Source organism: Streptomyces sp. NPDC057543 (assembly GCF_042801895.1).
Taxonomy (GTDB): domain Bacteria; phylum Actinomycetota; class Actinomycetes; order Streptomycetales; family Streptomycetaceae; genus Streptomyces.
Genome location: NZ_JBHVFF010000070.1, coordinates 1 through 12,063, shown reverse-complemented (window position 1 = coordinate 12,063; position 12,063 = coordinate 1). Strand labels below are relative to the sequence as shown.

The window sequence follows — 12,063 nt, the reverse complement described above, 5'->3', positions numbered from 1 at the left end:
CGCCACTGGTCACCGTCGAAGTGCCGTGCGGTCACGACTGGCCCGCAGCCGAGCCCGCCGGTCCGCGGACAGCGCCGTACGGGCCGTCCCGCTCCCGGCCGCGCTCCAGATCCTGCTGCCGCTCCCGCTCCTGCTCGTCGAGGCGCCGGAGCATTCCGTGCACGCGGTCCAAGGACTCGTCGGCCGCGTCGATCGCCTCCATGCACTGCCAGTAGAGCCCCTGCTCGTCGGTCTCGCAGGCCACCCCGACCAGGGCCATCCCCACCTCCCCGAGCAGCATGCCCAGCCCCGTCAGCGTCGCCCGCGGTTCGGCGAGCTCGGAGAGCTGCGCGGCCCGCGCCACTCCGGCCCGCGCCGCCGGGTGGTCCAGCGCCCCACTACTTCTCCCGCCGATCTCGCTGAGCCCGCGGGCCTCGCCCCGTAATTCCTTGGGTCCGTCCGCCGCCAGCCGGCTGCCGATCGCCTGGGCGAGCGCCTGGGCCTGCCACGCCTCGGCGATGATGTCCGGCGTGCCCCGGCTCTGCGCCAGCGCACGTCGGCCGACTCCTACAAGCCGCTCCGCTTCCATCCGTTACCCCCGTCCATACGAAAAGCCGCTCAACTCATCCATTACCCACAGTGAGGGCGTCAGTACCGAAAAGCCAGGGGAATTCGGAAATCTGTGGACACGAAGTCGACTGTGCATAAGTTGATCACTCCGAAGAGTGACGATCCCGGGGTTCGGAGGTGTCCGGGGGCTCCGGTACCGGGAACCGGATCTCATTCCGGTCGATCTTCTCCGCCAGCGCCGACAGCACGTCGATCCCCAACACCTCGCAGAACTGGAGCAGGTACGCGAGGACATCCGCGACCTCGTCCGCCACCCGGTGCGCCGTCTCTGGCCTCTCCATCACCCGCGCCGACTGCTCCGGCGTCAACCACTGGAAGATCTCGACCAGTTCGGACGCCTCGACGCTCAGTGCCGCCGCCAGGTTCTTCGGGGTGTGGTACTGCCCCCAGTCCCGTGCGGCCGCGAATGCGGCAAGCCGCTGCTGCAGGGCCTGTACATCAAGTTCTGTCACGATTCCAGGTCTACCACCATCACGCCGGGCGTCTCCCGGGCCCGCACCGCACCCGATTCCGTGACCGTGCCCACCAGCCTGAGGTGGCCGGCCGCCCCGATCGACACCGCCAGATCCACCAGTTCGCGCAACTGCCGTCCGTCCAGGTCCCGGTCGAGTCCGTCGGCCAGCACGGTCAGCGTCTGCAGGGCCGACGGCACCTCGCCCGCCGCGTCCATCGCCAGTACCCCGGGCCCGGTGAGCAGCACCAGGGCGAACGCGAGGTACCTCAACTCACCGTCACCGAGCCGGCCGACCGGCGTGACGCGTCCCCCGCCGCGCCCGACCACCGCGCGCAGCAACCCGTCCGTCGACTGCTCCACACCGAGTTCCGTCACCCGCCCCGCACATCCTGCGTGAGCGGCCGCGACCAGCCGGGCATGCCGTTGGCCGCACTGTGCGTACGTACGCTCCAGGACGGCCGCGAGGTTGTCGCAGCCCCGGCGCAGCCGGCCGTCGCCCGTCGGCACCGGGACGCGCATCCGCGAGGGCTGCGGCTCGCAGGCGAAGACCGACCGCAGAGCCACCACCACCTGTTCGGCGGCGGCCAGGACCCGTAACTGCCCCTCGGTCCTGCCCGCCACCCGCAGCGGCAGCAGCGCCGTTCCGAGGCGGTCGTCCGGCAGCGGCGCACGCGTCACCGGGACCGCGCCCGCGGTGTACCAGGCCGCCTGGACCGAAGAGCGCCCCGGGTCGCGCAACGCGGTGGTGAGCAGAGTCTCGCCGCCGCCCGTGAGCCGTTCGCCGACAATACGGAGGGTGGGCTCCGCCTGGACGGCGACGTCGAGCCGCACCGGGCCCGCCGGGCCGTCCGTCGTGCAGCCGATCCGGAATCCCCGGCGGCCCTGCGCATCGGCCGCGGCCCCTTCGGGCACGCAGCCGGCCGGGTCGGGGAACACCTCGTCGAGCGGGTCGCCGCTGCCCAGCCGCGCCAGCGCCTCGTACGCCCGCAGGGCACTCGACTTGCCACTGCCGCCGGGGCCGGCGAAGAGCGTGACGGGACCGATGGGGAAGGTGGCGCCCCGGTGTGAGGCGAAGGCGGACAGCCGCAGTTCGGTGACGACAGGGCCGGCGGAGCGCGGCACGGCTGCCGGGCGGGCCGACGGAACGGCTGTGCGACGGGGGCCGTCCGTCACGGACGTCGCGCCCGCACAGGTAGCCGCATGGACACCATCGGGCACGGACGTCGCGCCCGCACAGGTAGCCGCATGGACACCATCAGGCACGGGCGTACCGGCGGGTGGCGAAGGGATGGTGGTTTCCGGGGGGAATGCAGTCATGGGCGGACCGTAAGCAGGCGTTAAGGCGGAGAATCGTTCCGCCTCAACGGCCTTCCTACGATCGGGCTACGCCCGCCGTGGCAACCCCGACCGAACGGCGTTCCCACGAACGGGATGGGCCACCGACACACTGCCCACCGGCACAGCACCCACCGGCCGCCACCCGCGCCGCGGCCCTCCTACGAACCGGGTACGCCCGCCGCCGCGACCCCCTCGACCTCCATGCCGAGCGGGGACAGCAGAAAGACGTTCCGGTCGACCCGGTGCATTCCGCTGCCGAGCCCGAAGACGACCCCGCTGGTGAAGTCCAGGATGCGCTTGGCCACATCCGTCTCCGCACCCGTCAGGTCGAGCAGCACCGGGATCTGCGCGACCAGGTACTCCGCCACCTCCCGCGCGTCCGCGAAGACCTGGACCCGCAGCACGACGAGGCGCCGCTGCTCGGCCTCCGCGCTCTCGTCGGGGACCGTCCGGTGATCCACCCGGGACGGCCATTCGTTACGGCTGCGCAGAGGCACGACCTGGGCAAGCCCCTCCCACTGCTCGTCCGTGACGTCGTACCTGTCGTACCTGCTCACCGGACCACCCCGTCTGTGCTTCGGTCGGCGTTGCGCCGGCTGCGCTCGCTGTTCATCGGGCAATTCTCTCGTCCCTCACCCGTTCGGCGTACCACCGACACGGTTCACGGGCTGATCGACACCTCCGACGGCCCTACCGACGCGCTCCCGGCGGCTTCGCGCCGGTCCGTTTCCGCGGCCATGTCGACGGGGGTGAAACGTACCGGAAGCCGGACCAGGGCGCGGTGGAAGGGACCCTGTCGCCATTTCAGTCCGCTGATCGGAATGTCCAGTTCCGCGTCGCACAGCTGGCTGGTCAGCTGCTCGATCGCGGTCATCGCGATGAGCAGCGCCGGCTGTTTCGCCGGGCACCGGTGCGGACCGGCCGACCAGGCCAGATGGGCACTGCCCCCGGAGCGGATTCCGGAGTCCGAAAGGCCGGGCGGGGACTGGGTGTTAGCCGCGGCGTAGGAAACCAGGAGCAACTGTCCGGCGCGCAGCCGGACGCCGTGGAACTCCGTGTCGTGGCGAGGGTAGTGGGCCGAGAGATTGGCCAGCGGCGGGTCCTGCCAAAGGACCTCGTCGATCGCCTCGTGTGCCGTCATCGCGCCGCCGTGCAGCGAGCCGGCGTAGCGCGCGTCGGTGAGCATGTGCAGCAGCGCGTTGCCGATCAAATTGGTCGTCGGATCGTGCCCCGCGCTCATTATCAGAGTGATCTGACGCACAGTCTCGTCATTGTCGAGATCGGCAGGATGGGCGAGGAGGTACGAGGCGAGGTCGCGCCGCGGCCGGGCACGCCGGTCGGCGACCAGCTCGGTGACGACCTCGACGAGGTCGGCGTACGCGGTGGCGGCGTCCTCGGCGGAGTTGAACATGCCGGCGATGCCGTTGACGATGCGTTCGCTGTCGCCCGGCGGGACGCCGAACCAGGTGACGAAGACGTGCACCGGGAGCCGTCGGGCGTACTGCGCGATCAGATCGCCGCTGCCGGTGGCGGCGAATTCCCCGATGAGCCGCTGGGCGACGCGGGCGACCTCGGCCCGCAGGATGTGCGGCTCGATCAGGGCGAGGCTGTCGTTGATGGCGTCGCGGTAGCGGGCGTGCACGTCGCCGTCGCTGAAGAGCGCGGTGGGCCGGTAGCCGAGCATGGGCAGGACCGGCGAGTCGTCGGGCACGGTGGCCTGCCAGGCGCGCGGGTCCTTCGTGAAGGTATGGGTGTCGCGCAGCAGATCGACGGCGGCCTGGTAGTCGGTGACCAGGAGGGCGTCGATGCCCGGGGCGAGCCGGACGGGGGCGAGGGGGCCGTGTTCGCGCAGGCTCCGATAATGGCTCTGCGGGTCGGCGGCGAAGTCCGGGCCGTACAGCGCGAGGGGCTGCGGCGGTTGTACGGGCGGTGTCATGAGGGGTCCTCGGGCCGGGGCATTCGGGTCAGCACGTGCTCGGCCAGCGCGATCAGCGCGTCGATGCTGCCGCGGCGTTCCCGGGCGTCGCACTGCACCAGCGGGGTCTCGGGGGCGAGGTCGAGGTGTTTGCGCAGGACCTCGTCGGTGTGGGCGGGGGCGTCGGGGAAGCGGTTGACGGCGACGGCGTACGGCAGGCCCTGCTCCTCGACCATGTCCATGACCGCGAAGGAGTCGGCGAGCCTGCGGGTGTCGACCAGGACGAGCGCGCCCAGCGCACCGCGTGCGATGTCCTCCCAGAGCGGCAGGAACCGCTGCTGGCCCGGGGTGCCGAACATGTAGAGCACCAGGTCGTCGAGGACCGTGAGCCGGCCGAAGTCGATGGCGACGGTGGTCGTGGTCTTGTCCGGCAGTCCCGCGGTGTCGTCGAACCGGGTGCTGGACTGGGTCATCGCCTCTTCGGTGTGGAGCGTGGCGATCTCCGACAGCGTACGGATCAGGGTGGTCTTGCCCACGCCGAAGGGCCCCGTGACGACGAGCTTCATCAGGGTCCGGGCGGCGGGCGGCAGATAGCCGATGCCGGTCCGGTCAGTGGAGGGAGCGGAGTCCAACGAGCAGCCTCTCGACGAGCGACCGGTCGATCTCCCCGGCGGTGGGGATGGGCGGTCGGGTGTGCAGGTGTCCGGCGGTCGCGAGGTCCGTGGCCAGGAAGACCGTGGCGATGACCGGCAGGTCCAGGTGGGCCGCGCACTCGACGACGGTGAGCGCCCCCGGTTCCAGCAACTCGCACAGCCTGCGCTGTTCCGAGCCGGTGTCCGGGGGCAGGTCCGTGTCGGTGCGTACGAGCACGGCGAGCCGGTCGAGTGCGGGACCGGCGGGCCGGGTCCGGCCGCCGGTGACCAGATAGGCGGGGATCAGACGGCGTCCGGGGCCGGGGGTCATGGCCGGGCGGTGGCATCCGGTTGGCGGGCGGGTGCGTTCATCGCCCGGGTCAGGGCGGTGACCTGCACCTGCATCTGGTACGCGATGTCGCCGAGTTTGGCGCCTGGTTCCGCGAACAGGGCGAGCGTGGTGTTGTTCCCGGCGGGTACGACGATGGCGAAGCCCTGGTCCGACTCGACGACCGTCTGCGCCAGGCTCGGGGTGTCGACGTCGGTGAACGCGGTGGTGAACGCGCGGGCCGCGGCGTGCAGCGTGGCGGTCATCGCGGCGACCCGCTCGCCGGATGCCCGGTCCAGGCCGGGCGAGGCACCCTCGACGAGGCCGTCGCCGGTGGCGACCACGGCGTGCTGGACTCCGGGCAGCTCCAGCAGCGGGGTCAGCACCCATGCGAGGTCACCGGTGGTGGGGGTGGGGGCGCTCACGTCTCGTCGTCTCCTCGGTCGTTCCGGTCGCTGCGGTGTTCGTGGTCGTCCTCGTGGCCGTCCGGTGCCGGTGCGGTTGACCGTCCGGCGACGCTCCTGCCGTTGAGAGTGCCCTGTTGGAGTGCTGCCCAGGAAGCCTCGGCCTGTTCGGGTGTACGGGACACCTTTTCGCGGTCCCGGGTGGCGGCTTCGCGGTCCCGGGCGGCGGACGCGGACCGAGCCGCGTCCGGCCGGGGCGAGCGTCGACGCCGGCTGGGCAACTCGGCGGAGTACCCGCCCATTGGTTTTGGCGCGGGGGCCTGCTCCGGGGCGGCGGGGGCGGAAGCAGGCGAAGAGGCGTGTGCCTGCACCGGTTTCGGGGCGAGGGCCGACAGGCTGCGGTCCTCCGCCAGCACGGTCAGGAGGTGGGCGGGAACGCGCAGGATCGTACGCATTCCGCCGAACGGCGAAGCCTCGATGTGGCAGTCGAAGCCGTACTGCACGACGAGCCGGCCGACGACGGCGAAGCCGGTCTGCGGCGGGTCGCCCAGCTCGGTCAGGAGCACCTCGGACGGACCCGCCAGCAGGGCGCGGGCCCGGTCGAGCGCGTCGTCGTCCATGCCGATGCCCGCGTCGTCGACGACCAGGAACGCGCCACGGCCGCCGCTCTGCTGGACTGTCACCTGGACATCGGTGTCGGGGTGCGAGTAGGCGGTGGCGTTGGTCAGCAGTTCGGCGAGCGCGATGGCGAGGGGTTCGGCGGCGCGGGCGACGAGCGCGAGCCGTTCGTCGCGCAAATGGTTGGCGACCTTGATCCGTTCGTAGCCGGCGACCCGGGACTGGGCGCCGAGCACGATCTCGACGAGCGGCGAGTTCTGGCGGGCGAGCCCCGGCCAGGCGTCGCAGAGCACGGCGGTGGACTGGGTGCGGCGCAGTGCCAGTTCGTTGCGGAAGTCCAGTTGCAGGATCCGTGGGTCGTCGTACTCGTGCTGGAGCTCGTGCAGCAACTGCTGGGACTGGTTGAGCAGGGACTGGATCTTGGCGGAGGTGCCGCGCATCGCCGCGCGGGCAGCGGCGTCGACACGCCCGCGCTCCTCGACGACCGCCGTGCGGGCGGCCTGTACGGCCTCGGTGAGCAGCCGGGCGGCCTCGCCGTCGACCTCGGTCGCCTCCCGCAGTCCGGGGACCCGGGCGGTGGGGTGGGAGAGGGCGAGCGCGGTGGCGGGTATCCGCCTGCGGGCCAGCTGCCGGATCTCGCCGGTGAGGGCGGCGGTACGGGCCTGGGCAGCCTTCGACTGCCGTTCGGCCAGCTCGGCGCGGGCCAGGGCCAGGTGCTCCGAGCGGGCCGCGTTCTGCGCGCGGACCGCCGCTGCCACGGCAGTGGCGACGGCGATCACCGCCACGATCCATCCCATGCCGTCACCGCGTTTCTGTTGTCGGATCGGTCTTCCGGCCGAAGCGGCGGCGAAAGCCCCGGTTACTACTCCGCAGGACCCCGGGGCGCACGGGACTCCAGCTACTTCTCCGCAGGGACCGTCGGCTCACGGGACTGCTCCGCCTACTTCTCCGTGGGGCCTGCGGGGCCCGCGGGGCCCGCGGGCTCACGGGACTGCTCCAGTTCCCGGGCGACCACGGCGACGTCGGTCATCACCTGGAGCACTCCGGGCAGTTCCGAGCCGTCGAGCTGCCGGTACTCGCTGCCGATGGTCACCACCAGCCGCTCAGGAAGGCCGAGTTCCGGATAGCGCCCCTCGCCGATGACCCGGCGGGCCGCCTCGATGGCCGGAACCCCGGCGGCGTGGAAGGCGTGGGCGCGCTCACGCACGTATTCCAGGTACACGATGTGATCGCGCACCCCGGCCCGGTCGAGGACCGGTCCGTGTCCGGGGACGACGGTCTCGGCGCCGGTGGCCAGCACCCGTTCGCAGGCCGCGATCACATTGCTGAGGGGACCCGCCCAGTGCACCGGGTGATCGCCGGGCTGAGCAGGGGTGGAGGAGAAGATGACGTCTCCGCTGAACACCGCACGCTGCGCGGGCAGATGGACGATCAGGTCGCCGGTGGTGTGCGCGGACGGCAGGGCCGAGATCTGGACCGGGTACTCCCCCAGGGTCAGTTCGAGCTCCCCGGTGAAGTACGTGGTCGGCTGCACCGGCTCGGTGTGGGACCAGTCGAAGGGGCCGAAGTGACGTCCGAGGTAGGCCCCGAGCGGGGTGGCCGGATCGCCGGTGGCGACGAGCGCGTGCTGCTGTTTCGGCGTGGGCTCGTAATGGATGTGTTCCCGGGCCTCGCGGGTCGCGATGATCTCCGCGTCCGGGAGCACGCCCGCACCCCAGAAATGGTCCCCGTTCGCATGGGTGACGATCACCCGGTCGATGGAGATGCCATTGGGCAGCCGCTTCGTGGACTCGGCCAGGAACTGGCCGGCCAGCACGGTGTCGTACGGGGTGTCGATCCAGAGCGCGCCGCGGGGCGAGACGAGGAGTCCGCAGTTGGCCAGCCCCCAGCCCCGCTTCGGCGGGAGCCATGCGTACAGGCCCCGCCCCAGGTCAACGACGTCCCCACCCGTGATCGACATGGACGCGATTATGCCGACCGTGTTCCGGCCATGCGTTCAAACTCGGCCACCGCGACGCTCCATTGGCGCAAAATCGTCGGTCATGCTTCTCGACGGCGCCGACCCGGTGACCCTACGAGACCGGCGCCCCGTATCCCCGCACGGCACCTTCCGGACAAATTCCTTCAATTCGCCCGGTTCCGTCACCCCTCGCGGCGGACAACCATCGAGCGGACACCAAACCGGAATGAGCCGATTACCCACCGAGCATGACTGAAAACAGCTGCACCGAGACCTCCCGGTGACGGTGACGGTGCCGGACGCACGGTCACCGGGAGGTCGTCGCGCGGTCTACGAGACGTCGCGGAAACGTTTCGTGCCGGTCGTACCGGTCGCGTCGGCTTCCTAGCGGACCTGACCGCGTTCGAAGTACGCGATGAGTTCCGGATCGAGGGCCGGTACGTCGTACGGTGCGCCACCCTCACGGAGCGAACGGGTGGCGAGTACACCGGCGGCGACGCTCATCCGCGCGGCGACCGGCGAGGTGTCGGTGACACCCCCGTCGCGCACGAACCGGCAGAACTCCTCCATGATCCGGGTGTCGCCGCCACCGTGCGAACCTCCGGCATCCGGCACCCGGTAGGTGATGTCGGCGTCGCCGCGGTATCCGCTCGGGCCGGTGTTCCAGACCTTGACCTCGTCGCCGGGGCCGTCACCGAAGTTCTCCAGACGGCCCTCGGTGCCGATGACGGTGTAGTTCCGCCAGTAGTCCGGGGTGAAGTGACACTGCTGGTAGGCGGCCACGACGCCGTTGTCGAGCTGCATGTTCATCACCGAGACGTCCTCGACGTCCACGATGTGGTGCAGGTCCTTGCGGGCCGTCGGCGGCCAGTCGAACTCGCGCAGCCAGTTCGCCGGGCGCGGGGTGTCCGGCTCGCGGCGCGGGAGGTCGCCGTAGACGAGGAGGTCACCGAGCGCGTTGACCCGCCGGGTGTAGCCGCCGGCCAGCCAGTGCAGGACGTCGATGTCGTGGGCGGCCTTCTGGAGCAGCAGACCGGTGGTACGGGTCCGGTCGGCGTGCCAGTCCTTGAAGTAGTAGTCACCGCCGTAGCCCACGAAGTGCCGCACCCACACGGCCTTGGGCTCGCCGATGTCGCCGCGGGCGATGATGTCGCGCATCAGCCGCACGACGCCCATGTGCCGCATGTTGTGTCCGACGTACAGCCGGGTCCCGGTCTCGTACGCGGCACGCAGGACGTTGTCACAGCTCTCTACGGTGATACCGAGCGGCTTCTCGACGAAGACGGCCTTGCCGGCCCGGAGCGCGTCGATGGCGATCGTCTCGTGGGTGTCGTCCGGGGTGGCGACGATGACCGCGTCGAGGTCGTCCCGGTCGAGGAGCAGCTTGTAGTCCTCGACCGCGACATCGGTGCCGAAACGCTCGGCCTCACGCTGCCGCACCTCGGGGTCGAGGTCACAGACGGCGGTGATCGCCGAACCCTGTCCGGGGTGGTGGGCGGACATCGCGATGGAACGGCGCAGGCCGAGCCCGATGACGCCGAGTCGCAGGTCTGACACGGTGGTCCCTTCTGTCTGTACTGGTGGTGCGGACGCTCCTTTGCGGCGGCAGGCACATAGTTCACGAAGGCGCACCCGGATGGCAAGAGTTGTTCATTTTGCCGAGGTAACAAACATTTATTGGCACAACACTAGCGCTTTGGTGACAGCGAACAGCTCGCGGCCGGCTTCGCCGACGTGCCCACACGCCCGTCACCCACGTACCCACGGAAACGGCGGGTGTCGCATCGATCGGTGGCAACCCGCCGTTCCTTGCGAGCGGTTCAGACGGCGATGACGGTGACGCCGGCCTCCGTGAAGCGGGCGGTCGCCTCGGGCGTGATGCCCTTGTCGGTGACCAGGAAGTCGACCTGCCCGAGATCGCAGACCCTGGCGAAGGCCCGCTTGCCGATCTTCGAGGAGTCGGCCGCCACGACCACCCGTTGCGCCTGCTGGGCGAGTAGCCGGTTGATGCTGGCCTCGCCCTCGTGATGGACGTACGCACCGCGTTCGGTGTCGATCGCGTTGACGCCCAGCACGGCGACGTCCAGCGTAATTTCGCCCAGCACCCCACTGGCAAGCGGCCCCGTCAGCTCGTACGACTGCGGCCTGGCCACCCCACCGGTGACCACGATCTTGATCTGCGGCCGGATCACCAACTCGTTGGCGATGTTGAGGGCATTGGTGACGACGGTCAGGGTCGGCTGACCGCCCATCCCCGCCGCGGTGTCACCGACGACATCCGAGCGCACCGCCAGCGAACGGGCCACCTCGGTCAGCGTCGTACCGCCGGTCAGCCCCACCACTTCACCCACCGCCACCAGCTCGGAGACGGCGCGGCCGATGGCCTGCTTCTCGGGGGCGTGGCGGCCGGTCTTGTAACGAAGGGCCAGCTCGTAACTGACACCGTGCGCGACCGCGCCACCGCGGGTACGCGTGAGCAGCTGCTGCTCGGCGAGCTGGTCCAGGTCACGGCGGATGGTCGCGGCCGAGACGTCCAGCTTGGCGGCGGCGTCCTCGACCTCCACCCGGCCGTTCTTACCGACAAGCTCCAGCAGTGCGTTCCACCGGGCATCCCTGGACAAGAGAACTCTCCTTCATGAGCCCGGGCTTCGGGCACCCATCCCCTTGGGTACGGTCACCGGACACGCGCAAGCGTGGCACAAGGCTCCGCCCAGTCAAGCATCCTGCATGCAAAATGCTTGATAATGCTCGCGCGTCGTGTATATCGTGCACAAACGAGCATCCCACTACGAGTACGGAGTGCAAAAGTGTCATTTGTCGAGATCGAGACGGCCAGTCAGCCGGAGTGCTGGCGCCGCGCCGCCGAGCTGGCCCAGACCCAGGCCTCCGCTCTGCCCGCCGCCGGTGAGCGCATCGCGGTCGTCGGCTGCGGCACCTCGTTCTACATGGCCCAGGCGTACGCCGCGCTCCGCGAGGAGTCCGGACAGGGTGAGTCCGATGCCTTCGCCGCTTCGGAGTTCCCCTTCGGCCGCGGCTACGACCGGGTCGTCGCCCTCACCCGTTCGGGGACCACGACCGAGGTGCTGGCGCTGCTCGACCGGCTGCGCGGTGTCACCCGCACCGTGGCCATCACCGCGGACCCCAAGACCCCGGTCATGACGTCCGCCGACGAGGTCGTCGTACTCGACTTCGCCGACGAGCAGTCCGTCGTGCAGACCCGGTTCGCGACCACCCTGCTCACCCTGCTCCGCGCACACCTCGGCCTGCACACCGACGACGTGGTCCGCGATGCCGAGACCGCGCTGGCCGAGCCACTGCCCGAAGGCTTGCTGGACTGCACCCAGTTCACCTTCCTCGGCCGCGGCTGGACGGCCGGGCTCGCCAACGAGGCAGCGCTGAAGATGAAGGAGGCGTCGTTGTCCTGGACGGAGGCGTACCCGGCGATGGAGTACCGTCACGGCCCCATCAGCATCGCCACCACCGGCACCGCGACCTGGATGTTCGGCACCGCCCCCGAGGGGCTTGCGGAGCAGGTGCTCTCGACCGGTGCCCGTTGGGTGGAGAGCGACCTGGACCCGCTGGCCGAGCTGGTCCGCGTCCAGCGGCTGGCGATCGCCCGCGCCGCCGCCCGCGGTCTGGACCCGGACAGCCCGCGCCACCTGACCCGCTCGGTGGTCCTCGCGGACGCCTGACGGGCCGCGACTTCCGGTCGAGGGCCGGGCTCCCGCCTCCGCGCACTTCCACTTCCTGTGCGGGGGTGCGCCGGGCCCTGGCGTCGGGGCCGGGCATGGCCCGGCCGGGCGGC

The 12,063-nt window shown here is 70.7% G+C and carries 13 protein-coding genes; 1 reads left to right on the top strand and 12 read right to left on the bottom strand.

The features are described from left to right. Window positions 1-31 precede the first annotated feature (31 nt). The 12 genes from ACFU8Q_RS14765 to ACFU8Q_RS14710 all read right to left on the bottom strand — a co-directional run bounded on the left by ACFU8Q_RS14765 (window position 32) and on the right by ACFU8Q_RS14710 (window position 10,879). Window positions 32-568, bottom strand: a complete 537-nt coding sequence (locus tag ACFU8Q_RS14765; RefSeq protein WP_384452826.1) for a DUF6099 family protein — start codon at window positions 566-568, stop codon at window positions 32-34. A 124-nt stretch (window positions 569-692) separates the two neighbouring features. Further along, on the bottom strand, window positions 693-1,061 hold the full coding sequence (locus ACFU8Q_RS14760; RefSeq protein WP_384452823.1) for a nucleotide pyrophosphohydrolase: 369 nt from the start codon (window positions 1,059-1,061) through the stop codon (window positions 693-695). Then, window positions 1,058-2,380 (bottom strand): AAA family ATPase, encoded by a 1,323-nt coding sequence (locus tag ACFU8Q_RS14755; RefSeq protein WP_384452820.1) that lies wholly within the window; start codon window positions 2,378-2,380, stop codon window positions 1,058-1,060. Before ACFU8Q_RS14755 ends, ACFU8Q_RS14760 begins: the two co-directional genes overlap by 4 nt. A gap of 179 nt (window positions 2,381-2,559) precedes the next feature. Next, entirely contained in the window at window positions 2,560-2,958 is a 399-nt protein-coding gene (locus tag ACFU8Q_RS14750; RefSeq protein WP_384452818.1) for a cell division protein SepF, read from the bottom strand. 104 nt (window positions 2,959-3,062) lie between these two features. Next, entirely contained in the window at window positions 3,063-4,337 is a 1,275-nt protein-coding gene (locus ACFU8Q_RS14745; RefSeq protein ID WP_384452815.1) for a cytochrome P450, read from the bottom strand. Then, window positions 4,334-4,948, bottom strand: coding sequence for an ATP/GTP-binding protein (locus ACFU8Q_RS14740; protein WP_384452812.1), 615 nt, complete (start codon window positions 4,946-4,948; stop codon window positions 4,334-4,336). The genes ACFU8Q_RS14745 and ACFU8Q_RS14740 overlap by 4 nt, the downstream gene beginning before the upstream one ends. Beyond that, complete coding sequence (locus ACFU8Q_RS14735) at window positions 4,926-5,279, bottom strand: DUF742 domain-containing protein (RefSeq protein WP_384452810.1); 354 nt, start codon at window positions 5,277-5,279, stop codon at window positions 4,926-4,928. Before ACFU8Q_RS14735 ends, ACFU8Q_RS14740 begins: the two co-directional genes overlap by 23 nt. Further along, the gene (locus tag ACFU8Q_RS14730; protein WP_384452807.1) at window positions 5,276-5,701 is read right to left on the bottom strand and encodes a roadblock/LC7 domain-containing protein; all 426 of its coding nucleotides are present in this window, start codon (window positions 5,699-5,701) and stop codon (window positions 5,276-5,278) included. Before ACFU8Q_RS14730 ends, ACFU8Q_RS14735 begins: the two co-directional genes overlap by 4 nt. Further along, complete coding sequence (locus tag ACFU8Q_RS14725) at window positions 5,698-7,095, bottom strand: ATP-binding protein (RefSeq protein WP_384452804.1); 1,398 nt, start codon at window positions 7,093-7,095, stop codon at window positions 5,698-5,700. Before ACFU8Q_RS14725 ends, ACFU8Q_RS14730 begins: the two co-directional genes overlap by 4 nt. A gap of 143 nt (window positions 7,096-7,238) precedes the next feature. After that, complete coding sequence (locus ACFU8Q_RS14720; RefSeq protein ID WP_384452801.1) at window positions 7,239-8,258, bottom strand: MBL fold metallo-hydrolase; 1,020 nt, start codon at window positions 8,256-8,258, stop codon at window positions 7,239-7,241. Between the two features lie 384 nt (window positions 8,259-8,642). Beyond that, on the bottom strand, window positions 8,643-9,815 hold the full coding sequence (locus tag ACFU8Q_RS14715; RefSeq protein WP_384452799.1) for a Gfo/Idh/MocA family protein: 1,173 nt from the start codon (window positions 9,813-9,815) through the stop codon (window positions 8,643-8,645). A gap of 263 nt (window positions 9,816-10,078) precedes the next feature. After that, window positions 10,079-10,879 carry a DeoR/GlpR family DNA-binding transcription regulator gene (locus ACFU8Q_RS14710; protein ID WP_384452796.1) on the bottom strand — a complete coding sequence of 267 codons (801 nt, stop codon included), beginning with the start codon at window positions 10,877-10,879 and terminating at the stop codon, window positions 10,079-10,081. Between the two features lie 186 nt (window positions 10,880-11,065). Between ACFU8Q_RS14710 and ACFU8Q_RS14705 the strand changes: the two genes are divergently transcribed. Further along, entirely contained in the window at window positions 11,066-11,950 is an 885-nt protein-coding gene (locus ACFU8Q_RS14705) for an SIS domain-containing protein (protein WP_384452793.1), read from the top strand. Window positions 11,951-12,063 lie beyond the last annotated feature (113 nt).

Bases quoted from the DNA above. Each gene is read 5' to 3' on its own strand.
- ACFU8Q_RS14745 (WP_384452815.1), bottom strand. From the start codon at position 4,337: ATGACACCGCCCGTACAACCGCCGCAGCCCCTCGCGCTGTACGGCCCG.
- ACFU8Q_RS14725 (WP_384452804.1), bottom strand. From the start codon at position 7,095: ATGGGATGGATCGTGGCGGTGATCGCCGTCGCCACTGCCGTGGCAGCG.
- ACFU8Q_RS14755 (WP_384452820.1), bottom strand. From the start codon at position 2,380: ATGACTGCATTCCCCCCGGAAACCACCATCCCTTCGCCACCCGCCGGT.
- ACFU8Q_RS14720 (WP_384452801.1), bottom strand. From the start codon at position 8,258: ATGTCGATCACGGGTGGGGACGTCGTTGACCTGGGGCGGGGCCTGTAC.
- ACFU8Q_RS14735 (WP_384452810.1), bottom strand. From the start codon at position 5,279: ATGACCCCCGGCCCCGGACGCCGTCTGATCCCCGCCTATCTGGTCACC.
- ACFU8Q_RS14765 (WP_384452826.1), bottom strand. From the start codon at position 568: ATGGAAGCGGAGCGGCTTGTAGGAGTCGGCCGACGTGCGCTGGCGCAG.